This window comes from Xenorhabdus sp. NBAII XenSa04, assembly GCF_963866145.1.
In the GTDB taxonomy this organism is placed as follows: domain Bacteria; phylum Pseudomonadota; class Gammaproteobacteria; order Enterobacterales; family Enterobacteriaceae; genus Xenorhabdus; species Xenorhabdus indica.
In genome coordinates this window covers 1-24,412 of record NZ_CAWMEB010000201.1, presented here as the reverse complement: position 1 = coordinate 24,412, position 24,412 = coordinate 1, and the positions used below count along the sequence as shown (strand labels likewise).

The following is a 24,412-nucleotide window of genomic DNA, read 5'->3' as shown; positions in this document are numbered from 1 at the left end:
TAATCTTTGAAATGGGTTATTGATAAACATTTATAGATTGTGTTAAAAACTAGAAACAAGTATTCCTTTAATTTTTTAAATTAGTGATCGTGAATAACTAATTAGTTAGCAAATTTATAAGAAAATCTTTTAATTTTAAAAGTGTTATTTGTAAAAATTATATGCAGAGGTGGTTTAATATGAATAAATTAATTAAGCCCGTAAATTCTTTTACCAAAATCGTTGATACATTATTACCATATTCTGAGTCAGTCTCATCTGAACAACCAACACAAGGTACGTTGATTAAAGTTGAGCGTGAATTTGCTAAGTTTTTTTTACTTGAGAAGGGATATGTAAATATTCGCAGGTTAGATGATGATTTAATCATTGCAACGGTATTTTCACCGTATGTTCTGGGGTTATCTTTCTATTCAGGCGCAGAAGTTTATTACTCTATTGAACTCGGCCCTGACTGTAAGATATATCAATTACCTCGTATTAGTGCATTAGGTGCTATAAAGAAACATGATCTTTACAGGGAGTGGATGAGAGTAATTTCTTATAAAATGGCTTTTTTGTATGCCAGGGATATCAGTATATTTCGTCATGGTGCTAAAGAGATCGTATGTAGCTTATTATCTCGCCTTATCACTTTGCCAGATGATTTCAGAGAAAATGTATCTGTTATCAAATACATAGAACAGCGGTGCACACTTTCACGTAGTTGTATACAGCGTATATTATTTTCTCTGAAAAAAGACAAACGTATCGAAATAATCGATGGTTATTTAAGCAAGGTTAATTCATTACCAACAGAATCACATTATTAGTTATTAAACCCTATACTGTTAATTTATTGAGCTTCATCCCAAAAAATCACGAGAAGTTCGTGTGAAAGATCACATTTCTGCTTCAAACGGATATCTTCTGCTTTAAACCGCGACATAATCGTTACTAATTATTTAGAGGCGCAAATTAAATAGCGGGAGGAGCAGTGAGTGTGGACGTACAGCCAAGCCATGTTGACCAGATTAAACAAATTAATATCGGTTTGGTCTATCGTCTGATTGATCAATATGGACCTATTTCACGTATTGCACTCTCTAAAAAAGCACAGTTGGCTCCTGCCAGTATCACGAAAATTACACGAGAGCTACTTGATGCTCACTTAGTGAAAGAAGTTGAGTTTCCTGATCTTGGGTTTCGTGGTCGCCCAGCAACCGGATTGAAAGTTGATAGTCAGGGGTGGCAATTTCTGTGTATACGTATTGATAATGGTCGTGTCGCATTTGGGCTTCGGGATTTAAGCAATAACCTGGTTGCTGAACAAGAATTACCATTTCTTTCATCCGAAAATCAAAGTTTTCTGGACAATCTTGTTGCCCTGATTGATGATTTTTTCTTTCGGTATCAATCTCATCTTGAGCGTTTGACTGCTATCAGTATTACCACTAATGCGATTGTTGATCCGATTAATGGAATTATTCATAGCTCACCGTATTACAATATCCAGAATCTTCCTCTTGGTTCATTCTTATATCGGTGTATCGGAGTGCCTATTTTTTTGCAGCATGGTATTACTGCGTGGACAATTGCAGAATCTTTATACGGAGCAGGGAAGAATTGTCAGAATATTATCCAGGTTGTCATTGATGATAATGTCGGTGTCGGTATTATGATCGCCGGGCAAATACTTCATGCAGGAAATCAAAGTGTTGTCGAAATAGGACATACTCAAGTTGAGCCTGATGGTGAACATTGCTATTGCGGCAATACTGGTTGTCTGGAAACTGTTATCGGCATCAAAAATATTTTGATAAAAGCCCGGCAGTTAGCTGAAAAACAGCCCGATTCGTTAATGTTTACTAAAACACCACTAACGGTTGAGTTGCTTTGTCAGGCTGCACAGCAAGGTGATCTTTCTGCAATAGAAATTATCCGTGATGTTGGGAAGAGAATCGGGAACATCATGGCGATTATGGTCAACATCTTCAATCCTGACAAAATATTGATTGGTTCACCTTTGAACGCAGCGCAACAAATTCTTTATCCTGTTATTCAAAAGAAAATCACTCAGCTTTCACTTCCGAGATACAGTCAACAAGTTGATATTATTGCTACTGAATTTACTAATTCAGGAACTCTGCCAGCAGCATCATTGATTAAGCAATCACTATACAGTGGCCAGTTGCTGCTTGAAATCATGCAAGGATAGAACACATTTGACAAAACATTGAGCTAACGCAATCCCTATCTTAAATACATCCCCTACACTTCAAGTCTGCTCGCTATAAACTTTATAAACAGACGTTTTAAAGAGTAGCCAGTTTATCTGTTACCACGGAAATGAATTTATGTTAACGCGCTTATTTGTTACAGGCACGGATACCAACATCGGTAAAACAGTTGTTACCCGCGCATTACTGCAAGTTTTTAATCGTGAAGGGACAACCGCAGTAGGATATGAACTTCTTGCAAGGGAAGAAAATCAAATTGATTTTCTTCAAATGACAAACTGTCTTAACAAATTGAGTCATAAAGCAGACCGCGTAATTGTTGATGGAAAAGGTGGCTGGCGTGCATTATCACAAGATAATGCGTTCTATTCTGATTGGGTAGTGAAGGAAAAACTGCCTGTTATTTTAGTCGTTGGGATCCAGGCCGGATGTGTCAACCATGCCATTCTGACTACCCAATCGATTATTAATGACGGGCTACCACTGATTGGTTGGATACCCAATCGTATTAATCCTGGATTAGCACATTACGCAATAGTATTAGATAAGTTACGTTGTCACATACCAGCGCCTCAACTAGGTGAAATTCCCTATCTTTTTAGGCCAGAAGAACGGGATTTGTCTCATTATCTGGATATTCCAGTTATATCGGCATTTGATAATTGAGAAAAAATGGAAACAAAAAAGGGAGTGTATGTTAACTCCCTTTTTTGTTTTTTTAATTGTGTCAGTTACCGGACTTTTTCTCGTCAGCGGAGTGAGTGAATCGGGTATAAATAATTTTTTGTTTACCACGATTACAGCTTCCAACAACTTTCCCACTGCCGTAATCCATCTGATCACTCGCAACAACTTCAAGGTTGAAATCTGTTTCTTTAATACCATTATTGATGACTTTTTGTGCAATTTGCTCTTTCAGACTTTCGCACGTCACTATATTTTGATTTTTCGAACTCACATTTTGTGAGTTTCGGTTTTGTGGATCTTGCGAAGCTTGTGAAACAGAAGATACAAAAGCAGCAATAAATATAGCCCCGGTTAACAAGAGTTTTTTCACCTTTACCTCCTTATCTTATTGATGTAGGTGTGGCTTATTCGGGGTCAATAGGGCGACCTGTATTGATATCCAGACAGCGTTTTGTGTTCGGTTCCCAATAAGCATTCAAGTTAGAATTTTTCAAACAAGTATCACGATTGTCAACATCAATTTCATGTTTATCAAAATCTTTTTCCCTACGTTTATTAACCTTATTGCGTAGGGACCGTTGATCATTCCATTCCTCCTTGCTCTGTCGGGCATCTTCTTTAGTCATTGAGTTTTCACCACCACCATTAATAGTGATGCAATTACTTGATGTACAAGGATTGGAAAAAACAGGCGTCTGCCAAAATAGTGGCAAAAGGAGGGAAAATATAGGAATAATCTTGGCTATTAAAAAACGATGAATATTCATGTTTCAACCTCTTTCATAAAGTATTCATTGAGTGATACCCGAAATAAAATACATTAGTATTAAAAACCTGCGTTATCTCTAGTATAAAATAACACTTGTAACACTAATGATTCATCAAAAGATGGAATATTAATTCCTGTGTACATTCATTCCTGCAAATGTTTGGCAAACCGGCATCATTTCTAATGTATTGATATTGACACGGGCAGGTAAATTCGCAACCCAAAATACAGCTTCTGCAACATCATCAGCGGTCAGGGCATCAGCACCTTCATAAGTTTTGCTCACTTTTTCATTATCACCTTTAAAGCGAACCTGAGAAAACTCTGTTCCTCCAACCAACCCTGGTTCGATATCCGTTACCCGAATATTTTTCCCTAGCAAATCAGCGCGAAGCCCTAAACTAAACTGTTTCACAAATGCTTTTGTCGCCCCGTATACGTTACCACCCGCATATGGCCAACTTGCTGCTATTGAACCAATGTTAATAATATGACCGTGATTGATCTCTACCATCTTAGGCAATAAACTTCGGGTCATGTTCACCAATCCTTTAGTATTGGTATCAATCATAGTTTCCCAGTCATCAGGGTTAGCCTGATGTGCTGGTTCCAACCCTAATGCAAGACCAGCATTATTCACAAGAACATCAATATTACGTAAGTGATCAGGTAATTCCTGTATAGCTTGCTCAATTGCATCTCGATTTCTTACATCTAGCTGAATAGGATAAACATTTTCACCTAATTCTTCTTTTAATCTATCCAGGCGCTCTTTACGGCGTCCTGTAGCAATGACCACAGAGCCATGTTTAATGAATTTTCGTGTAATCGCTTCACCAAAACCAGCGGTTGCCCCTGTCACAAAAACAATCATAGTTGCCCTCTTTTTGTAGCTAGTTAACTGATTTTTTCATTTAACTATTAATTAGAGAAAGTCCTTTATCTTTAGTCAAGAAAGAATTTGATAAGTTCTTTCGGGACGATAGAATTGACAGGTTACTATAACAAGGGTAATTATGATGAAACCAGCCACACTTTTAATTCCTGTACCTGATGTTAACTTAGGCCTTGAATGGTATAAACGCGCATTCCCAGGAATAGAATGTATCTATCTGGAAGAATTTGATTTTACTCTATTAAAAATAAAAGATTTTATTCTGGAGATAGTGCAGGCTGATGATAAAGTTTATTCAGGAAAAAATGGCACTGTTATGTATTGGTCAGTCCCTTGTCTTAAAACAGCAATTCAGCATTTTCAGACAATAGGCGCGAAATTATATCGAGGCCCGATGATGATCGAAAACGGTTTAGGAATGTGCCAATTAGAAGAACCATTTGGCAATTTAATCGGATTGCGGGGAAACTTCCAGATAATAAAATAATCTGAAACGGCTAAGTTTTGACCCGTAACAGAATGGCTAGTGATAACTAATGGAAATTTACAATGAAAAAGAAGCAACTAAAAAAACTTCAGAAAGAGCTCGATACATTAGGACTCATTGAAAGAGATCCTGATGTGGTTGGTTATGTACTGTTTAACACGCGTAACCGTCGATTTGTGACGCTGAATGAAAATGAGTTTGGGATGGTGATATACGCCGATGATATCGAAGAAGCCCATTTGGCAACGTCACAATTTGCTGCATTAATGGATATTGATTTTTTGCCGGAACCAGACAAATTCGATATTGCAGTTATCCCTGTTATTGATAACCCTTTATTTGGGTTAATGCTCAAAAAAACAGACTAAAATTAATACAGAAAAATTTTGGATAGTTCCTTCTTATAATCCTATATTGGAGCAGTGTAGTTGATTACCTTAACTGACGTAAACAAGAACAATTTTGAAGCTATCTGCGGCCTATCAGTCACTGATGACCAACTTGGCTATATTGCGGAAAATGTGTGGTCCCTTGTTCAATCCAAATTTCACTCTTCATACCAAACGCGTGCAATTTGTCTGGGTGGGAAGCCCGTTGGTTTTTTCATGTGGGTCCCCGATGCTGACCAAAGAATAACGATTTGGCGGTTTATGGTGGATAAAAACCATCAAAACAAGGGTATTGGACGTAAAGCACTATTGTTGGCGCTTGATGAAATCAGGCGCACAAATCAGTTAGAAGCAATAGCAATTAGTTATGATCCGAATAATCTCGTTGCGAAAAATCTTTATGCCAGTTTTGGTTTCGTTGAGGTTGGCATGGATGAGGAAACTGAAGAGATGCTGGCTATTATCAAGGTTTAGGTATGACTTTTTAGATCTTAATCAACATGGGTTCAATGTACACATACTTGTCAGTCGAGGTCTAGAAAGTCACATGCAACATGAACAAAAAACCGCGACTGACCATGTTTTCAACGGGAAATTTTTACTCGTAAACGTCCTGTCAGTCGTAAGCCTGCCTGGAAATTTCTGCTCATCAGGGTTAATTGCACAAAGCCTATTGCTAGCTCCAGAGCCTGAACTTGTGTAGAACCAGATGTCAAACATCCTTTCAGAGGCCCTTATGTTCAGAAATATGGCTGCTGGGATCATGACCAGTAGCCCGTTGATACCAATGACCGGCATACGTTTTTTCTTTTCGTCGATTAGGCGACCTTTCCTGTTCTTACTTAACGAAAATCCAGAACCTCCTGTCATAGTCATCAGTATTGCAAGACTTACCAACCCGTATCTGGTCGTATTGACGGAAAACGGTCGCAAGGCTTTCAGTCATGCCATGGCGCTGGAAGCACCATGGATGAATCAACTGGCAGAAGGAATATCATTGGAAGATATCCATACCATGAACCGTGTTTTGAAAATACTCCGAAACAGGCTAAATGAAGAAGTTATAGAAGAATAATTTTGGGAGATCAAAATTATAACCAAGCATGGCAGGCGAGAACATCGCCTGCATTATAACAATCTGCCTGTTTTTTATTGGTGATATGAAATTCTCGATCTTACTCACAGATTTGCATATTTTTTCTAATGGAAATGCTGAAAGTTGCATGTATGTATCTAAATTATCTTGATTTTACATTTTTGCTACAAATTTGACGATAATACAACCATTAAATATATTAAATCATAGGTTATATCTTATCTTCAATCCACCAGGAGGTAGCAATGCCGATACCAACTCTCAGGCATTTTATTAATGGTCAGTATATTGAATCTAAAGGTTCCGAATATTTTGATTTGGTAAGTCCGGTCACTGGTAAATCTTATGCGCGTTCTCCTAACGCAAGTGCAGCAGATGTCGATGATGCTTATGCATCGGCTAAAGCAGCATTTAAAATATGGGGACGCAGCACACCTTCGGAACGTCAGCAGGCGTTGCTAGCGCTGGCTGATATAGTAGAAAAAAACGCTGAACGTTTGATTGAGGTGCAAAGCCGCAATACAGGGCAGCTCAAGCACCTGATTGCTTCCGAGGAAGTTGCGACGTCGGTGGATCATATCCGTTTCTTCGCTGGTGCAGCTCGTTTTTTGGAGGGTAAGGCTACTGCTGAATATCTTTCTGGTATGACCACCAGTATCCGGCGTGAACCGCTGGGCGTAGTGGGGCAGGTTACCCCGTGGAACTATCCGTTGATGATGGCGGTGTGGAAGATAGCACCTGCTCTGGCAGCAGGTAATGCTGTGGTACTTAAACCGAGCGATACCACACCGGAGAGCACTCTGTTGCTGGCTGAATTGTCCGCTCCGCTCTTCCCGACAGGTACTTTCAACGTGGTGTTGGGTAATGCCAGCGCGGGTGCCTTGGTAGTTTCACACAAAACGGCGGCTATGGTTTCCATCACGGGTTCTGTACGTGCAGGTTTGCAGGTTGCCTCTTCGGCGGCGGCTAATCTCACCAGAGCACATCTGGAGCTGGGAGGTAAAGCACCAGTGGTTGTTTTTGCCGATGCGAATATAGACAAAGCGGTGGAAATCATTGCTACTGCGGGGTACTTCAACGCTGGTCAAGATTGTACGGCAGCTTCACGTGTGCTGGTACATGAATCTGTTTACGATATCTTCATTACTAAACTGGTAGCAGCATCTAAGGCCATCCGTTTTGGTGATCCAGAAGATAAAGAGGCATTGTATGGGCCGCTTAATAATATTCGTCAGTTAGAACAGGTCAAAGGGTTCATTGCACGTCTGCCCGCACATGCCCGTATCGAAACAGGAGGCTGTCAGGCTGATCGTTCGGGATATTACTTTGAACCTACGGTGATTACTGGTTTGGAGCAGCACGATGAAATGATTCAGACCGAGATTTTTGGTCCTGTTATCACTGTGCAGAAGTTTTTAACGGAACAAGATGCCATAGAGAAAGCTAACGATGTCAAATATGGGCTAGCCTCCAGTGTTTGGACCCGCGACCATGGTCGTGCGTTGCGCTTGTCTCGTGAACTTGATTTTGGAACGGTCTGGATTAACACCCATATTCCTCTTACGGCAGAGGCTCCGCACGGTGGCTTTAAAAACTCTGGATACGGTAAAGATCTGTCAGCTTATGGTTTCGATGAATATACGCGTATTAAACACGTGATGAGTTCCAACGACTGATACAGGACACCCACAATGAATCAAACTAGATCTCCACGCGACCTGGTGTCGCACGCGCAACACGAGTTGTTTACTAACCGTGATGTGGAGGCGCTTGAGCGTTATTTTGCGCCAAATTTCATTGAGCATTCGCCGTTGGTCAAAGATGGTCTTGCCGGATTGCGGGAGCTGGTCCAGGCACATCCTGAACTACACCATGAAACCTATCGTGTACTACAGGACGGTGATCTGGTTGCTATCCACGGGCGTTTTACGGGATTAGACGATCAGCCGTTGGTCGGTTTTGATCTGTACCGGGTTGCCAATGGTTTAATTGTGGAGCATTGGGATGGCTTAGTACCGCAGTCCGCACCCAACGCCAGTGGCCGAACTCAGTTAGATGGCCCGACTGAAACGGGCTATAGCCATGACAGGGAGAAAAACCGTGAACTGGTGGTTAACTTTTTCACGCGAACCCTGATCGAAGGACACTATGATGAGTTTGGTAACTACACCAATGGTGAGAAGTTTCGCCAGCACAGCCCCGATATTCCCGATGGTACGGCTGCGGTCATTGCGTTTCTTAAGCAACTCAGAGAGGAAGGAAGGGGCCTGCATTATGCAAAAATCCACCGTACAGTCGCTGACGGGCAGTTTGTTCTGACTCATTCGGAGGGAAGTATTGCTGGAGCACGTCACAGTTACTTTGAGCTATGGCGTATTGAGAACGGCCAGGTGGCTGAACTTTGGGATGCGATCACCCCAGTACCAGAAGATGCCCAAGCGTTGCATCCCCACGGTATTTTTTAGCGTTGTTTGCAGACATGCTGAAATCCCGTGTTATTACGATCAGGAATTAGAGAATGACAGCATATTCCATCGTCTATGCACCACTTGATCAGGCGACCCGGACCGAACAGGTTGTGGAACGTTTAAGTAACGCGATCATCTCCGGTATATTACAAACCGATGAACAGCTGCCTAATGAAAACGAGCTGTCGCGGTTGTTAGGTGTGTCACCGGTCACCGTTCGTGACGCCCTGAACACACTGCGTGCCAGGCAGTTGATTGAGACACGGCGCGGACGTCATGGTGGTAGTTTTGTGTGCCAGGTTTCCGTTGAGATAATGCGGAAATATCACCCGTTGCGGCTGATAGCTTCGGGTGAACTGGCGGATTTCAGTGAGTTTCACTGTGCTGTGATTGGCCACAGTGCGAGGCTTGCGGCCCAACGTTCAACGACGGGTGAACTGAGAAAACTTGAGCAACTAATCGACAGTTTTGCGGCCGCGATACAACCTGATGCCCGTATACAGACAGATATGCGCTGTCTGCTAACTCTGGCATCTCAGGCACAGTCAGCCAGGCTTGCTAATCAGGAACTGGAGATTCAAGCCGAATGGGCCCCTTTGATGGAGCTTCTGTACCGAGAGGCTGCCATTCACAACGAAGTTGCTGCCGCCTGGCGTACACTCTTGGCGGCTCTGTATAAGGAGGATGACCTCGCTTGTTACCGACTGGCACAGGAGATGATTACCCGAATTACCGACCACCTGCTTGAATGCAAATTTCGTATGGATACTGATGTGTCATTACTGTAGAGATCTGATCGCGAGTAACGCGGCTGCATTCATCCCAGGAAAGAGGGAGGCATATGTACAACGACATACACATAGAGCGAGCCAAGAACATCCTGAACGATATCTTGGTCGCAGCGCAGCAGGCCACCGCAGCTTTAGCGGATAAGACAGCGCGTATTTTATTGGAATTGCCGTTATATCATACGAAAGGTATCCGATTGGCGCAGGAGCAGCGCGGGGCATTACAAAAACATATCCACGAAGTATTGCATAACAACACTTGGTGTAATGGGGCGGGATTTGCCAGCTATACGGTAACAGAAGCGATTGGGGAAGAGAAAGGGTACTGGACGCTGGAGTGGTGGCGTCAGGAAGGGAATATCATTCAATATGCACAATTGGAGCACAATCAGGAACAGCGTAAGCGTTTGGATTTCCGATTATTTGAATGGTTTCGTCAGCCAGCCAGTCGCCATCTACCTATCATTGACGGCCCTTATGTGGATTATGTCTGCAATGGTGCCTACACGATTACGATAGCTCATCCAGTGCTTATTGGTGAGGAGTTTGTCGGTGTTGCAGCAGTGGATATGCTGGTGTCGACGTTGGATCGGTTACTTCTGCCGATTTTGGGCGCTATCGGTAAGCCAGCATTGATTATTAATGATGATGCACGTGTTGTGACTTCGACTGTGCCGGGAGTGCGTTCAGGTTCATTATTGAAGAGCCAAGATATTAACCGATCGGCCGAAGGTGAAGTGCCTTCATTGCGTCTGGTGATCTTGCCGTCACCACACACTGAATCACACAAGGTGCTGTCTGCTGAAGTCCATTCTTCTGATTAATCAGGATTTTTTTCTTATGACTGAATCTATGTTAGCTAAAAGGCGCAGCGCGGCTATCGCCAAAGGCGTTGGCGTAACCACACAAGTTTATGCTGAACGCGCGAAAAATGCCGAAATCTGGGATGTTCAGGGACAACGCTATATTGATTTTGCCGCTGGTATCGCCGTGGTGAATACTGGTCATTGTCATCCGCGCGTTATTGCCGCAGCCAGAGAGCAGTTGGAACAGTTTACCCATACCTGTCATCAGGTTGTGCCTTACGAAAATTATGTAGCACTAGCCGAACGACTGAATCGTCTGGTGCCAGGTAATTTTGTGAAGAAAACCGTCTTTGTTACTACTGGGGCTGAGGCAGTCGAAAATGCTGTGAAGATCGCGCGAGCGGCTACCGGGCGGAGTGGTGTGGTGGCTTTCAGCGGTGCTTTTCATGGACGTACCTTCCTTGGTATGTCATTAACCGGCAAAGTTGCGCCGTACAAAATGGGGTTCGGCCCGCTGGTTAGCGATGTTTACCGTGTTCCGTTTCCGGTAGAGCAGCACGGTATCAGCGTGGAACAGACGCTGAACGCGCTGGAAAATCTCTTCAAAACCGATATTGATCCCATGCACATTGCAGCCATCATCATCGAACCGATACAGGGAGAGGGCGGTTTCTACTCTGCACCTTCCGAATTACTCAAATCCCTACGCGAAATTGCCGATCGTTACGGTATTGTACTCATTGCCGATGAGATCCAGACTGGATTCGCACGTACGGGCAAACTGTTTGCCATGGAATATCATGAGGTTGCGGCTGATCTGACCACGATGGCAAAAGGACTGGCGGGGGGATTGCCGCTGGCGGCTGTAACGGGACGGGCAGAGCTCATGGACGCTATAGTACCGGGCGGTCTGGGGGGAACCTATGGAGGTAATCCAGTGGCGATTGCGGCTGGCCATGCGGTGTTGGATGTGATCGAAGAAGAGAAACTGGCAACACGTGCGACGCAACTGGGAGAGCGGTTGAAACAATGTCTGCATGAACTGCGGTCGAGTGTCCCACAGATAGCTGACGTGCGTGGGCTTGGGCTGATGATTGCGGTGGAGTTTAACTGTGAAGACAGTCAGGAACCCGACGCTGCTTTTACCAACGCGGTGCGTCAGAAGGCACTGGAACGTGGTCTGATTTTGTTGACATGCGGTGTACACGGCAACGTGATCCGCTTCCTTCCACCGCTGACCATACAAGATGATGTTTTTGACGAAGCGCTCAACATTCTGAAATCTGTGCTGCTCGATCTGAATTGTAAAGAGGGAAAGTGAGGGTTTAACTAAGTCATGCTTCGTTAACAGATTAAGAGTAATGCTGAGTGAGTCAGTGTTTTCCCCCAAATCCAAAATGCGCGTGGTAGCAGGGGGAACTTGCTGGTCACAGGAGAGGACAATCATGCACTGGTATTTAAATGTCTTAAAGAATTATGCTTGTTTCAGTGGGCGAGCCCGGCGTAAGGAATTTTGGTATTTTATTTTGTTCCAGAGCTTGGCTGTTCTCATCATTTCTTTCCTGGAAAGGCTGTTTGCTGTTGCCAATCCCGAAATTTATATAGGGTGGTTCAGCGCTATCTATCTGTTGCTCACATTTTTGCCAGCACTGGCGGTAAATGCCCGCCGTCTGCACGATATTAACTGTAGCGCTCGGTGGTTACTGTTACATCTTATCCCGTTTGTCGGTACTGTTATCCTACTGGCTCTCGCGGCTCTAAAAGGGCAGGCGGACCGTAATAAATAAAGTTCAGAGAACCGAATTCACTCACAAGAAAATATCCCGGTTCTGGCTAACGGGTGATTCCGGATCACTAAAGGGGTGCTGAAATGACAATGAATAGAAGAAATTTTATCTCTACTGTCGCGACGCTCGCAGGGGGGGGAGTACTTTCATCTATACTTCCCACAACATCTCTGCTCGCCCAGATCTTAACTGCGGTCGACGATCCGTCCGTTCATATTGACCGATTCCGGCCGACGCTGTTGCAGGATGCACAGCATAGAACCAGCCGGTTGGGGTTGGATCCGCGTATCTGGAACTGGCACAGAGATGTAGCGGCCAAGGCCATGCCAGCCAACTACTATGAGGCTGCTCTGGCTGATTGGCCAGCTTTTGGTGGCTTTTCTAAAGATCAGAGTTGTGAAGTTGTAGTCATTGGTGGCGGGTTGCTAGGGGCTTCCACAGCGCTGCATCTTGCAGAAGCGGGGGTGGATGTGATTCTGGTCGAAAAGGATAGCATCGGTTCAGGCGCTTCTGGCCGTAATGGGGGACAGATGACACCCGGTATAGCCCGTTGGGGAGCGGAAACTATACTGGAGAAGTTCTCACTCAATGAAGCCAAACGTTTATGGCGTTTTGCATCAGTTGAAGCAATGGATCTTGTGGATGAACTCTGCGAGCGTTACGGTTTTGAATGCGATCGCAAATACGGTCATATTACAGCAGCGATACATTCAGGTCATATGGGACCATTGGTGGCTAATGCCGATGCCCGGTGTCAGTTGGGAGATACGACGGTAAAGATTGTTGGGCCACATGAATTGCAGGAAGAGTATGTGAGTTCGGGTATCTATCATGGTGCCAATATCGACAGCATTGGTGGACAGGTTCAGCCTCTGGCGCTGCTGCGAGGCCTGATTTATGGCTTTGCCAGACTGGGGGGACGAGTTTATGACGGTACGAAAGTGATGAAAATCAGGCAAGATGCCAACCGTACGGTTATAGAAACTGAGCGGGGAGCTATCAGGGCAAGTAAAGCGGTGGTACTGGGAGTACATGGTTCCAGCAGTGAGTTTATCTCCGGTCCTTCCACTACAGTGCCTTTTTTCACCTATATAGCGGTAACTCCACCTTTATCAATGGATATCAAAAAGTTGCTCCCGTCAGATCTGCCGGTCTACGATACACAGTTACAGATAGATTATTATCGAGCAGTGCGCGACAACCGTCTGCTCTTCGGTGGACAGGGCACTGGGAACTCTTGGTCTCCGCGTGATGTGAACAATTATTTATTAGATCGTATCAAGACCGTGTTCCCGTATCTGGAAAATCCCGAACTGGAATACTCCTGGGGCGGGATCAGCGATCTGACCCTGAATGGTGCTACCGATGCCCGCAAAAGTGGTGACAGCGTCCCAGTGTATATGGTGCATGGTTGGAGTGGTCATGGAGTGGCGCAGACGGTGCGCATTGGCAAAGCCATCAGCGATGATCTCACCGGACGCAACCACGATTTTACCATGCTTACCCGCATTGACCACTTGAGTATCCCGTTGGGTTCCTACTTTTCTCCGATGGTTATTCCATTGATTAAAGGTGCTCTGGGAGCGAGAAGTATATTTAATCCGGCAGATATGGTTTCGTTTTGAGTGGCTGTCTTCCATTAGCCGATAATAGAGAAGGTCACGATTGATGTAAATGATGGACACCATAATTGCCGTACGTATAACCAGCGTGGAGAGTTATCTCGAATAATTCCGGTTAGTCGCGACACTGAGATGGATGAAGAATGGTAATACTCAGCGTATTGAAGCACTTAAAAATATAGAGGAAACATTACCTGCTGATAGTGATGCAGGATGGTTAAGTGGCGCTCTGGAAAATAGGCGGATGAATTGGCCTTGTTGAACAGTGAATAGTATTTTTATTGAAAGTACTTTTATTGAATAGAGAATACATCTTATTAAGATCCAGAGCTGTTAATTATAGCTCTGGATAGAGTAATAAAGTAATAACTAAAATTGCATACCGTAATGGAATTACAGCAGCAGGCGATTGATGGATCGATTTCTGCACGATACACACACTATCAACCGAGTTTTATTAAACCCTTAAGAGAAAATATAATGCAATATAAACTAATAGGCATTGTGCCGAGGAGAATGTAATTAATAAAATATAGCTTTCTAAATTAGAACGTCAGTAGCTATGAACACATTACCAGTTGTACCTCTTACTCAGTATCAAAAAGAAATTTGTTATGAATCTCAACGTAATCCAGAAAGTAGTCAATTCACAATATCCATCGCAAGAATATTAAAAGAAAATATTAACTTTGAAAAACTTTTTTATTCAGTTAATAAAGTTCTTAGTCATGATGTGACATGCCGATTGCGCATTATTGAACAAGAGGGTGTGTTAAGTCAGCAGATACAAAATATTACCGACAATCAAGCAGAGGTCATTGATGCAGAAGGTGAAGATGTTGCTGTCCTCTTTAAAAAATGGTCAGAGCGCGTTTTTAATCTGGATGATAAATCACTCCTTGAGATCGCCCTGTTACGAAATCTGAAAAATGGGGGTATAGCTATTTTTCTTCGTGCCCATCATATTGTTTGTGATGGTTGGGGAATAAACCAGTTAGCAGAAAAAATTGCTGATTACTATCAGAATAATGAAATTAATCCGAGAGGTTTGTCTCACAATTCTGAGAAATATATCTCAGCAATCATTGAACAAAAAACAATTCTGTCAAAACCAGAAATAGAACAACAAATAACAGAATTGGCTTTGCTTACACAACGCCACGAGCCCGTTTTTTTTAATCGGAGAAAGAAAACTCATTTATCTTGTTTCATACAGCATCGATATATACTGGCTAAGGCTGATGTTGAGAAATCTATTTCTCAAGGAGTGAATCCCTACCAAGTTATTATGTCTGCGGTAACTATTTTATTATCACGAATACATAATAACACCAAGCTAACCATAGGTATCCCGTTGCTTAACCGCCGTATTAATCAACTTAATATTGCAGGTCAATGGGCTAATACTCTGCCATTGGCTATTGAGGTCAATGCAGAGGATACCCTTATTGAGTTGGCAGCTCGTATTAAAACAGAAATCACAAAACTAAAAACGTTTGAGCATATTCCTCTTGGGCGTTTACTTAAGTCTATGGGACCGACAAAGCGTCAAGGGTTTGATGTCACTGTATCTTATAACCATTCACCTATAACAGCGACTTCTCGTGATACCTATAAAAACGAAGATATCTATGCGGCGGCAACAGCCCATGAAAATGATGCTATCGCGATCCACGTACATACCTATGGGGGCAATAGTGAAGTCGCTGTTGATATCACCGGCGCGGCAGATGTTTTCGATGATGATTATCCATTCGAAACATTTACAGCTTCCTTAGAGCGTATTACCAAACAATTGATTGCCTCACCCACACAAGCTGTTTCACAAGTAAGCCTCTCTTCGGCAGAAGAAATGGCTCAATTGGCGCTTTTTGAGCAAGGGCCAATCACAGAATTCTCGCAGCAAGAGACTTTATCAACGTTATTTGATAAGCAGGTTTCATTACACGGGGAAACCGTCGCTATCGCAAATTCTGGTGGTCAGCCTGCACTTACTTATACTCAGTTTCAGACCCGGATCGATAATATGGTGATGGTTTTACTGAAAGAGGGGGTGAGGAAAGGAGACATCGTTGCCATCTTAATGGATCGCAGCACAGATATGTTAACCGCTATCTTTGCGGTATTAAAAGCAGGCGCTGCCTACTTACCCGTAGATCCCAATTATCCGCAGGAGCGGATTGATTATATGTTGAAGGACAGTGGTGTCACGGTCATCATCTCCGACAAAATTAATCAGTCTTTAATTGCTCCATCTTATATCATTATTGATGGAGGTAACATTTCAGCGCAGGAGAATGTAAAGCAGCTCAACTTATCTACAGCGGATTCTCTGGCATATATGATTTATACATCAGGCTCTACCGGTCAGCCGAAAGGCGTGATGATTAATCATTATTCAGTGGTAAACCGGATTGAATGGATGCAGGAACGTTATCCATTGGATAACACAGATGTGATACTACAAAAAACACCGATTTCATTCGACGTATCTGTTTGGGAATTATTTTGGTGGTCGATTTCTGGGGCATCTGTTCACTTATTACCACCGGGTGCTCACAAAGACCCCTTAGAGATCATAAAAGCGATCAGTACACATCATGTGACGACATTGCATTTTGTCCCTTCTATGCTCCAGCCTTTCTTAGATATTCTGGAAGCCGAACCTGAGTTAGTAGAGAGATTAACCAGTCTGCGCCGTGTATTCACCAGCGGTGAAGCGTTACCTTCTACACGGGTTAATCAGTTCCGTAATATTTTTTCCTCTTTTGGGTTAAATGCACCCGCTTTGATCAATCTCTATGGCCCAACAGAGGCAACCGTCGATGTATCGTATTTTGAATTTCTTCCTGAAAATAATGAAGTGATCAAGCGGGTACCTATTGGTTTTCCAATCAACAACATTTCACTGAGAATTATGTCTCAGCATGGCACTCGGCAATCAATCGGTATCGCTGGTGAGTTGCAGATTAGTGGTGTTGGATTGGCCCGTGGTTATCACAATAGACCAGAATTAACTGACGAAAAATTTATTTTGGAGGGAGGTGAGCGCTGGTATCGTACAGGGGATTTAGCAAGGTGGTTATCTGACGGTAGCATCGAATATTTGGGAAGAATTGATAATCAGGTAAAAATCAGAGGTAATCGTATCGAGTTGGGAGAGGTACAAAACACGCTTGAGCATATTCAGGGAATTAGTCAGGCGGAAGTTTTACCACAGAAGAACAATAATGATGATACTTATCTTTGCGCATACTATATGATAACTAATCATGATGTAGCAATTAACCCGAATTTTACTTCTGAAAAACTGCGTAAAATCTTACTGGGATTTCTACCTGATTTCATGGTTCCTCTGAAATTTTTCCAGGTTCCTTATATTCCTCTTACACCAAATGGTAAAGTCGATCGTGGGGCGCTTGGCGCATTGGCGGAAACAGAAGTTTTGAGTCACCATGATGATGTTCAGACAGAAACAGAATATCAACTAGCAGAGATTTGGAAACGGGTATTAAAGATTGAACAACTCAGTGTGCAGGATAATTTTTATACATTAGGTGGTGACTCAATCTTAATGTTGAAAGTGCGTTCTGATGCTGAAAAGGCGGGAATAAATGTCACTCTTTCTGAATTATCACAGTATTTGACGATAGCTGAGCTGAGCCAACAAATTGACTCTGACCGTGAAATTCAAAGAACCGTTGAATTATCTCCTTTCGCACTGATCAAAGAAAAAGAGCGGGCAGCACTTTCTCAATATGAGGATGCATTCCCTGTCACCCAACTCCAACTTGGCCTGATATATCACAGCCAGCAGAGTAAAAGCCTTGCCACTTATAAAGATGTTTTCCGCTATACCCTGAAAGGAAAGTGGGAACCTGAAATCTTTCGCAAAAGTGCAGCAGCGACTATCCAACGTCATCCTGTTCTTCGTTCACACTTTAACCTGGCCGATTTCAGCGAACCTTTGCAAATCATCAATCACAGTATCGATCTTGATAATGCCATAGAGATTCAGGATCTCAGCTTATTGACATTGGCTGAATCTGAACAAATTATCAAAGAGCACATGGAGAAAAACAGTCGTCAAGACTACCAATTTGATCGTGCGCCATTATATCACATCAACTTATTCAAAACCGCAGACACTATAGAGATGGTGTTCAGTTTCCATCATGCCCTTTTGGATGGTGGTAGTGTGGCCAATTTAATACGTGAACTCTTTTTTCGTTACTTGAATGAGGGAACATATTTTTCTGAAACTGATGTAATTCCATCACCCGCTTTGTATATACAAGATGAAATTCATGCATTACAAGATCAGGAACATCAAGTGTTTTGGAAGAACATGTTTAATCGACTTCCCCGAACCCAATTTTCCAGCTACCGATTGTATGAAAGTTTGCCAGAAAATCGAATTTTTTCAAAAAAGGCAATTATTCCAAAAGAAATGGAAAAAAAGCTGGAGATCTTAGTACAGCATGAGCATGTTTCAATTAAATCAGTATTCTTTGCTGCGCATTGTTTAACTGTGGCCAAGGTGACTGCTCAGGATGAAATTGCGACTGGATTAGTCACTCATGGAAGACCGGATGCACAGAATTCAGAGCAAACGCTCGGTTTGTTTCTTAATACACTCCCTGTGCGTTTCTCTGCATTGAACAAAACATGGAAAGAGTGTATCCACTCTGTATTTAGTGCTGAACAGCGTCATGCTCCATACCGTAAATATCCACTTAATGCTATCCAGCAAGTAGCAGGTGAAGGTGCGAAAATAAGTTCTGCGTTTAACTACATTCGATTCCATATATTAAAGGAAATATTTGGTGGCCCTGATTTATCCCTCATCGGGTTTGATCCGTGGGAAGAAACTAACTTTGAAATACTGTTCAATGTCATGACTGATTTCATCACAGGCCAACATTATTTACGATGTGATTTTGACGGCAATGTTTTCTCACAAATGCAGGCTGACACTTATATGGACACTTATATGACCATATTGAACAGAATGGTCAATAGTGGTGATCAGCCGGCAACCCTAAGCCAGCCACTCACACCAAGAAGAAAGGAAATACCATCCTCAAAATTCATATCAACGTTGGACATGATTGCGAAGAACGTACGGGAGCAACCTAATGCAATCGCGATTCGTTATCATGGTGTGCAATGGAGTTATGAAAAACTCTGGTCAGAATCCGGTAAAATTGCTTCTGAACTGATTTCTAAGGGAGTTGTTCAAAATACACCGGTTGCTATTGTTCTTGAACGTTCTCCGACACTCGTTGCATCACTGATTGGTGTAATGAGAGCAGGCGGAATCTGCTTACCATTAGATCTGAGTTATCCAACTCAGCGTATTGAAGCAATGGTGGAACAGGCTCAGCCGGTATTAGCAATTGTTAATGATAAATCCGATACATTACTCAACATGGTGACAGTCCCGACCATAAGGGCAGACATGTTGACAAACGGTAATATAAATAAACATATACCGGATAGAGAAATAGTCCCTGAGCAGCCGGCTTATTTACTGTTTACCTCAGGTTCAACGGGCAAACCCAAAGGGGTGACAATGCCGCATCGTAGCCTGTCGAATTTGATTGTCTGGCAGAATGAAACGCATACGGGTAAGAATATTCGTTCTACCTTACAGTATGCACCGTTGAGTTTTGATGTTTCATTTCAGGAAATCTTCTCTACACTGACTTCTGGCGGCGAATTACACCTGATTAGTGAAGATGAACGGCGTGATCCTTTGCAGTTACTGCATATTATCAATAACTACCAGACAGAAAGAATTTACTTGCCTTACGTTGCACTGCAACAATTGGCTGAAACAGCAGTCGCATTGGATACTTACCCAAAAAACCTGAAAGTGGTTATTTCATCCGGTGAACAACTTCGGGTCACAGAAGATATCCGTCTGTTTATTGGTCAAATAAATAACGGTATTCTTGAGAACCAATATGGTCCAACGGAAACGCATGTCATCACTGCATTTACGATGGAGGGAGTTCCACAGTCCTTCCCTGCGCTTCCCCCTATTGGTAAAAGTATTACCAATTCAGATGTTGTACTCCTTAACAGTCAATTAGAAGAAGTCGCATCTGGTGAGCAAGGTGAAATTTACGCTCGTGGTTTACCGGTCGCACTAGGTTATTACCGTCAGCCAGAACTAACCGCAGAACGCTTTATTATGCTCAAAGACGGTGATGAGCCACTGTATCGTACTGGTGATCTGGGTGTGAAGCTTAAGGATGGCAATATTCTTTATTTAGGCCGCAAGGATACTCAGATTAAAGTTCGTGGCTATCGTGTTGAGCTGGCGGAAATAGAATTAGCGGTATTGAGTACACCTGATGCTAATGAAGTACTAAAAGACGTTGCTGTTGTCGTTCAACAGCACGGTGAAAATGATGGTTTTCTGGTCGCATTCTTGGTTGGAGATAAAAACGAAGCATTTACAGTGCGGGTACAACAGCATTTATCTGACATGCTTCCTAAGCACATGCTCCCTTCCCAAATAGAGTGGTTAGAATCACTGCCTAAGACTCCCGGTGGAAAACGTGATGATACGGCATTACGTAATATGCGGATCATCCATGGGCATAATGATGTAGAAGATATTGCACCTCGAGACAACTATGAACAAGTATTGTGTGATCTGGCTGCGGATTTATTGAAAATACCCAGTTTATCTATCCATCAAAATTTGTTTGATAATGGTGGTACGTCATTGACAGCCATGAGAATGGTCGTTTTGGTAGATAAACATTTCGGTGTCAGCATTCCTTTGTCCCTTTTTATTAGTAACCCAACTGTCGCACAATTAGCTGTGCATGTCAGGGAAAAAGGAGGTTATCCAAAATTCAGTCCTCTTGTTCCCATGCGTACTGCGGGTCATAAACGTCCATTGTTTTTTGTCCACCCAATGGGGGGCAATGTATTGTCTTACTTACGGTTAGTGAAGTATTTTCCCGAAGATCAGCCTTTCTATGCGTTGCAGGCTTACGGCGTGGACGCAGGATCTAAGCCATTGACCAGTATACAAGAACAAGCGACAAATTATCTGGAGGCCATACGTCAAATCCAGCCACATGGCCCATATTCAATCGGTGGCTGGTCTTATGGCGGATTTGTCGCATTCGAGATGGCGCGTCAGTTGAAAGAGCACGGAGAAGAAGTCGCAAATCTTTTCGTCTTAGATACGGTTGCTCTTAACGTGGAGTCTCAGGAAAAAGTGAATGAGGAAGCACTGTTGCGATGGTTTTTCTGGGAATTATTATGGATTAATGAAGGAGCGACTCTCCCTGAGCAGATTGTACCGGAGCATATCACTTCTTTACAGGAACGATTCGAATACATCACAGAGCATGCAATTGCCACAGGAGTCATTCCACAAGGCAGTTCTCGGGCCGTCGTACAAAGATTATTTGATGTGTATCAGACCAATTGGAAAGCGGCTACAGATTATGCCGCTTGTAAGGCAGATATCAATATGACGTTATTACATGCAACGAGTCCATTACCTGAAGTATTACGTTCTATGCATGATACGGTAAGAAGTGAGTATCGCGATCCTAAAAATGGCTGGGAGAGTAAGACAACGGGCCGTATCAATGTTATTGATGTGTCAGGTGATCATTTGGAAATTATGGAAGAGCCTTATGTGGAGGAAGTTGCAAAAACAATCCTTCGAAAAATGGGGGCGTTCTCACCCACAAAACAAGCCTTATTGGTTTCGGAGGAAGTATGAATCGTCAATTAAAAGTGATTGTCATTGGAGCAGGAATTGGTGGGTTAACGGCTGCTATAGTGTTACAGCGAATTGGCTGTGTTGTTGAAGTTTATGAACAGGCTCCAACTTTACGTACAGCAGGTTCGGGTTTGTCTGTGATGTCTAATGCTGTTGCTGCTTTATCCTCTATCGGTATTAATCTGAAATTGGAGCACTTTGGTGCTCCCATTAAGTGTTTTGAAATTAGGAACGTCCGAGATCGTCTGATACGCAAATTACCAATACCTGAAATCTCGTCTTCTAATGGATTCGATAGTGTTTGTATATCACGTAAAGCATTGCAGGAAGCTCTGCTACAGCAACTTGATAAACATATTATCCATGTCGGCGCTAAGGCCACCGAAATTTCCGAGAGCGATGATGGTATTTCTGTCCGTTTTGCTGATGGCAGAGAAGCACATGGAGATTTGCTCATTGGTGCTGATGGGATCTACTCTTTTGTTCGCGACTATATCCAAGGGAATAAGCCGGTTCGTTCAGCCGATTATATCTGTTGGTTGGCTATTACTCGTTATCAACATCCGCAGATAACACCTGGTTACGTTGGTCATTATTGGGGAGCAGGAAAACGAATAGGTTTGATTGATATAGATGGAGGTGAAGTATACTGGTGGGGAACTGCAAACATGCATACTGAGCAGGCCCGCAAATGGCAAGGTAATAATCAAGACATCCTGACATATTATGAAGGATGGCCGTCTATTGTTTCTGATATTATCTCACAGACTCCAGCCGAAAATATCATTTCTGTCTCTGCACAAGATAGGCCTTTCTCACCCCTCTGGGGAAAAGGCAGAATTACGCTTTTAGGAGATGCGGCTCATCCTATGTTGACAAGCCTTGGTCAAGGTGCGGGTATGGCTATCGAAGACGCTGCTGTTTTAGGGCATGTATTCAGGCAGCAGTCAGACCCAATTTCTGCTTTGCGTCGATACGAACAAATTCGTATTCCAAGGGCTGAAATGTTAGTTAATACATCAAGAATGCTGAGTGAAACTGAGCAAGAGGATCGTATTTTTCATCGTTTAAAAAGAGATTTGTCTTTACGCTTTGTGCCAACGGAAAAACTCAAAAAAAGTCTCGAAAACTCATTAAATTTTCCTATGGAAGATCTTTAGAGCATAAAAGAACTGGGGGGCACTTTATTTAGTGAAGGATAGATTTAGTGAGGAATAGAATGAGCTGCTAAATGTACTTTTATCTGTACGTAATTTTATCTGTATTAATGTGATTACCAAGTTACACTGTCACCCGCTAGGCAGGAAGCATGTAAACCTAGCGGGTGATTCTGTCGCATAGGCAGTGCCAAGGTCGGAACGGACATCAAGTCGTTTCGGCCATTTTAATTAGCCGGAAGATTATTGAAGAGTTTCAGTAATTTTCTCTAAATCCAAACCATCCGGGTCTTGATATGGACATGATTGTTCAACAATAAATCCTCGATTTCTTAGAAAGAAAATCTTATTTTGTCGTTCCTAAGCCACCCCTTATTTTTGCACGATAATTATCCCTCCAGCCTGCTTTTTTGAGCTTATTTCTTTGTCTGGCCCCCAATCACTTGGTTTGAGCATATTCAAAACGAGATGTCGGAATAATGCCAAATTCTCAATCATCCCATCCAGAGCAATCATCAAGGCTAATTAGATCATGTCACTCATTTTGCCATTAATGGAAATAAGAGATATATACAGCAAATAATTAGTTATATTATTTTTTATTTTAATATTTTTTGTCATAGGTATTTAATTAAATGAATTTTCACATTCATAATATTTTCCTATTATTAGTGTTTATTTGAAATATTTTCATTTTGGCATTAAATATAATTAATGTTTACATTTACATTAGTTGTGAAATTTGATTATTATAAAATAATATGTAGTGAAGTTAGTTTATTTTTTATATGGGAAAGTATACATGAACTTATTACAACATAATGATAAATGATATTTTTATTCGAATTACCTTATTCCTTGATTGTTAGATGCTATTAATATTTATCATCTCCAGATTTTATCTGAAATAATTTCAATTAGAAATTAATACTAAATGGAAAAAATACAGCAAGGACTTAGCGTTCATGCCAGTAGATATATTCAATATCCATTTTTATTTAGTTGTGGAATTCAGCGTCAATTAATAAAAAATTGCGTTAGATCAAAGACGCTTATCTAAAAAAGGAAAAAAAAGAAAAAAATGGAATATCTTCTTCCCGTTCATCAAATTAACCATTTATTCCGCTGTCTGGAAAATGATTGTCACATAATTTTTTGTTGTTCGGTTATTAACCGGAATATGACATCCAACACCTGAGAAAAATATTGCCTGAGCATCTTTCGATGCTTGGCGTGCCCGTTGTTATTTCTCCTAAGAATAAAAGAAAAACATTTTTGATGGTTTCTGGGAATAACAATTTTCAAATATCCAATAGATTCGTTGAGGTAGTAAGTAGATGAAAGACAGTATTACCAACATGGGAAATACCCTTGAAGCGGGGTTAGTGAATGTGTCGTCAGGAAAGATGAGTGATGACATATTTGCGGGAAAGTTTAATGGGTTATCTGAGGCTGAACGTACCTTGTTGCTGGAAACCTGGAA

At 42.3% G+C, this 24,412-nt stretch carries 21 protein-coding genes; 17 read left to right on the top strand and 4 right to left on the bottom strand.

What is annotated here, in order from left to right:
* Positions 1–179: 179 nt before the first annotated feature.
* From AAC147_RS08240 to bioD, 3 genes are all read left to right on the top strand, one after another.
* Positions 180–812 carry a helix-turn-helix domain-containing protein gene (locus AAC147_RS08240; RefSeq protein ID WP_047680085.1) on the top strand — a complete coding sequence of 211 codons (633 nt, stop codon included), beginning with the start codon at positions 180–182 and terminating at the stop codon, positions 810–812.
* 164 nt (positions 813–976) lie between these two features.
* A complete protein-coding gene (gene mlc / locus AAC147_RS08235) occupies positions 977–2,197 on the top strand; it encodes a sugar metabolism global transcriptional regulator Mlc (RefSeq protein ID WP_156115333.1) in 1,221 nt (406 codons plus the stop codon).
* A 139-nt stretch (positions 2,198–2,336) separates the two neighbouring features.
* Positions 2,337–2,885 (top strand): ATP-dependent dethiobiotin synthetase BioD, encoded by a 549-nt coding sequence (bioD, locus tag AAC147_RS08230; protein WP_047680081.1) that lies wholly within the window; start codon positions 2,337–2,339, stop codon positions 2,883–2,885.
* Positions 2,886–2,946: 61 nt separating this feature from the next.
* Here the strand turns inward: bioD and AAC147_RS08225 are convergent, their stop codons facing one another.
* The 3 genes from AAC147_RS08225 to ydfG all read right to left on the bottom strand — a co-directional run bounded on the left by AAC147_RS08225 (position 2,947) and on the right by ydfG (position 4,549).
* Positions 2,947–3,276 (bottom strand): DUF1161 domain-containing protein, encoded by a 330-nt coding sequence (locus tag AAC147_RS08225; protein ID WP_047680079.1) that lies wholly within the window; start codon positions 3,274–3,276, stop codon positions 2,947–2,949.
* A 34-nt stretch (positions 3,277–3,310) separates the two neighbouring features.
* Complete coding sequence (locus tag AAC147_RS08220; protein WP_047680077.1) at positions 3,311–3,673, bottom strand: DUF1283 family protein; 363 nt, start codon at positions 3,671–3,673, stop codon at positions 3,311–3,313.
* A gap of 129 nt (positions 3,674–3,802) precedes the next feature.
* Complete coding sequence (gene ydfG / locus AAC147_RS08215; RefSeq protein ID WP_047680075.1) at positions 3,803–4,549, bottom strand: bifunctional NADP-dependent 3-hydroxy acid dehydrogenase/3-hydroxypropionate dehydrogenase YdfG; 747 nt, start codon at positions 4,547–4,549, stop codon at positions 3,803–3,805.
* Positions 4,550–4,691: 142 nt separating this feature from the next.
* Between ydfG and AAC147_RS08210 the strand changes: the two genes are divergently transcribed.
* The 3 genes from AAC147_RS08210 to AAC147_RS08200 all read left to right on the top strand — a co-directional run bounded on the left by AAC147_RS08210 (position 4,692) and on the right by AAC147_RS08200 (position 5,920).
* Complete coding sequence (locus tag AAC147_RS08210) at positions 4,692–5,057, top strand: glyoxalase/bleomycin resistance/dioxygenase family protein (RefSeq protein ID WP_231571357.1); 366 nt, start codon at positions 4,692–4,694, stop codon at positions 5,055–5,057.
* Positions 5,058–5,119: 62 nt separating this feature from the next.
* Positions 5,120–5,425 carry a hypothetical protein gene (locus AAC147_RS08205; protein ID WP_047680071.1) on the top strand — a complete coding sequence of 102 codons (306 nt, stop codon included), beginning with the start codon at positions 5,120–5,122 and terminating at the stop codon, positions 5,423–5,425.
* A gap of 60 nt (positions 5,426–5,485) precedes the next feature.
* Positions 5,486–5,920 (top strand): GNAT family N-acetyltransferase, encoded by a 435-nt coding sequence (locus tag AAC147_RS08200; RefSeq protein ID WP_047680069.1) that lies wholly within the window; start codon positions 5,486–5,488, stop codon positions 5,918–5,920.
* A gap of 110 nt (positions 5,921–6,030) precedes the next feature.
* Here AAC147_RS08200 and AAC147_RS08195 read toward each other — a convergent pair whose 3' ends face one another.
* Positions 6,031–6,162, bottom strand: a complete 132-nt coding sequence (locus AAC147_RS08195) for a hypothetical protein (RefSeq protein WP_255347633.1) — start codon at positions 6,160–6,162, stop codon at positions 6,031–6,033.
* A 20-nt stretch (positions 6,163–6,182) separates the two neighbouring features.
* On the opposite strand from AAC147_RS08195, the gene AAC147_RS08190 reads away from it, so the two are divergent.
* The 11 genes from AAC147_RS08190 (at position 6,183) to AAC147_RS08140 (ending at position 22,932) form a co-directional block, all read left to right on the top strand.
* Positions 6,183–6,521, top strand: coding sequence for a hypothetical protein (locus tag AAC147_RS08190; RefSeq protein WP_052189433.1), 339 nt, complete (start codon positions 6,183–6,185; stop codon positions 6,519–6,521).
* A gap of 266 nt (positions 6,522–6,787) precedes the next feature.
* Positions 6,788–8,218: a gamma-aminobutyraldehyde dehydrogenase gene (locus tag AAC147_RS08185; RefSeq protein WP_047680067.1), complete on the top strand. Its 1,431-nt coding sequence runs from the start codon at positions 6,788–6,790 to the stop codon at positions 8,216–8,218.
* Between the two features lie 15 nt (positions 8,219–8,233).
* Positions 8,234–9,007 (top strand): nuclear transport factor 2 family protein, encoded by a 774-nt coding sequence (locus tag AAC147_RS08180; RefSeq protein WP_047680065.1) that lies wholly within the window; start codon positions 8,234–8,236, stop codon positions 9,005–9,007.
* 53 nt (positions 9,008–9,060) lie between these two features.
* The gene (locus AAC147_RS08175; protein ID WP_047680063.1) at positions 9,061–9,798 is read left to right on the top strand and encodes a FadR/GntR family transcriptional regulator; all 738 of its coding nucleotides are present in this window, start codon (positions 9,061–9,063) and stop codon (positions 9,796–9,798) included.
* A gap of 53 nt (positions 9,799–9,851) precedes the next feature.
* The gene (locus AAC147_RS08170) at positions 9,852–10,622 is read left to right on the top strand and encodes a cache domain-containing protein (protein WP_047680061.1); all 771 of its coding nucleotides are present in this window, start codon (positions 9,852–9,854) and stop codon (positions 10,620–10,622) included.
* 16 nt (positions 10,623–10,638) lie between these two features.
* Positions 10,639–11,925, top strand: a complete 1,287-nt coding sequence (locus AAC147_RS08165; protein WP_047680059.1) for a 4-aminobutyrate--2-oxoglutarate transaminase — start codon at positions 10,639–10,641, stop codon at positions 11,923–11,925.
* Positions 11,926–12,049: 124 nt separating this feature from the next.
* A complete protein-coding gene (locus AAC147_RS08160; RefSeq protein ID WP_047680058.1) occupies positions 12,050–12,391 on the top strand; it encodes a DUF805 domain-containing protein in 342 nt (113 codons plus the stop codon).
* A gap of 83 nt (positions 12,392–12,474) precedes the next feature.
* Positions 12,475–14,016 carry an NAD(P)/FAD-dependent oxidoreductase gene (locus AAC147_RS08155; protein WP_047680056.1) on the top strand — a complete coding sequence of 514 codons (1,542 nt, stop codon included), beginning with the start codon at positions 12,475–12,477 and terminating at the stop codon, positions 14,014–14,016.
* A gap of 133 nt (positions 14,017–14,149) precedes the next feature.
* A complete protein-coding gene (locus AAC147_RS08150; protein ID WP_255347632.1) occupies positions 14,150–14,275 on the top strand; it encodes a hypothetical protein in 126 nt (41 codons plus the stop codon).
* A gap of 300 nt (positions 14,276–14,575) precedes the next feature.
* Positions 14,576–21,772, top strand: a complete 7,197-nt coding sequence (locus AAC147_RS08145; RefSeq protein WP_052189430.1) for an amino acid adenylation domain-containing protein — start codon at positions 14,576–14,578, stop codon at positions 21,770–21,772.
* Positions 21,769–22,932 (top strand): FAD-dependent monooxygenase, encoded by a 1,164-nt coding sequence (locus AAC147_RS08140; RefSeq protein ID WP_047680054.1) that lies wholly within the window; start codon positions 21,769–21,771, stop codon positions 22,930–22,932. Before AAC147_RS08145 ends, AAC147_RS08140 begins: the two co-directional genes overlap by 4 nt.
* Positions 22,933–24,412 lie beyond the last annotated feature (1,480 nt).

Excerpts from the sequence above, each read along its gene's own strand:
- ydfG (WP_047680075.1), bottom strand. The coding sequence starts at position 4,549 with ATGATTGTTTTTGTGACAGGGGCAACCGCTGGTTTTGGTGAAGCGATT.
- AAC147_RS08240 (WP_047680085.1), top strand. The coding sequence starts at position 180 with ATGAATAAATTAATTAAGCCCGTAAATTCTTTTACCAAAATCGTTGAT.
- AAC147_RS08190 (WP_052189433.1), top strand. The coding sequence starts at position 6,183 with ATGTTCAGAAATATGGCTGCTGGGATCATGACCAGTAGCCCGTTGATA.
- AAC147_RS08180 (WP_047680065.1), top strand. The coding sequence starts at position 8,234 with ATGAATCAAACTAGATCTCCACGCGACCTGGTGTCGCACGCGCAACAC.
- AAC147_RS08220 (WP_047680077.1), bottom strand. The coding sequence starts at position 3,673 with ATGAATATTCATCGTTTTTTAATAGCCAAGATTATTCCTATATTTTCC.
- AAC147_RS08185 (WP_047680067.1), top strand. The coding sequence starts at position 6,788 with ATGCCGATACCAACTCTCAGGCATTTTATTAATGGTCAGTATATTGAA.
- AAC147_RS08160 (WP_047680058.1), top strand. The coding sequence starts at position 12,050 with ATGCACTGGTATTTAAATGTCTTAAAGAATTATGCTTGTTTCAGTGGG.
- AAC147_RS08150 (WP_255347632.1), top strand. The coding sequence starts at position 14,150 with ATGAAGAATGGTAATACTCAGCGTATTGAAGCACTTAAAAATATAGAG.
- bioD (WP_047680081.1), top strand. The coding sequence starts at position 2,337 with ATGTTAACGCGCTTATTTGTTACAGGCACGGATACCAACATCGGTAAA.
- AAC147_RS08165 (WP_047680059.1), top strand. The coding sequence starts at position 10,639 with ATGACTGAATCTATGTTAGCTAAAAGGCGCAGCGCGGCTATCGCCAAA.
- AAC147_RS08210 (WP_231571357.1), top strand. The coding sequence starts at position 4,692 with ATGATGAAACCAGCCACACTTTTAATTCCTGTACCTGATGTTAACTTA.
- AAC147_RS08140 (WP_047680054.1), top strand. The coding sequence starts at position 21,769 with ATGAATCGTCAATTAAAAGTGATTGTCATTGGAGCAGGAATTGGTGGG.
- AAC147_RS08205 (WP_047680071.1), top strand. The coding sequence starts at position 5,120 with ATGAAAAAGAAGCAACTAAAAAAACTTCAGAAAGAGCTCGATACATTA.
- AAC147_RS08145 (WP_052189430.1), top strand. The coding sequence starts at position 14,576 with ATGAACACATTACCAGTTGTACCTCTTACTCAGTATCAAAAAGAAATT.
- AAC147_RS08155 (WP_047680056.1), top strand. The coding sequence starts at position 12,475 with ATGACAATGAATAGAAGAAATTTTATCTCTACTGTCGCGACGCTCGCA.
- AAC147_RS08175 (WP_047680063.1), top strand. The coding sequence starts at position 9,061 with ATGACAGCATATTCCATCGTCTATGCACCACTTGATCAGGCGACCCGG.
- AAC147_RS08170 (WP_047680061.1), top strand. The coding sequence starts at position 9,852 with ATGTACAACGACATACACATAGAGCGAGCCAAGAACATCCTGAACGAT.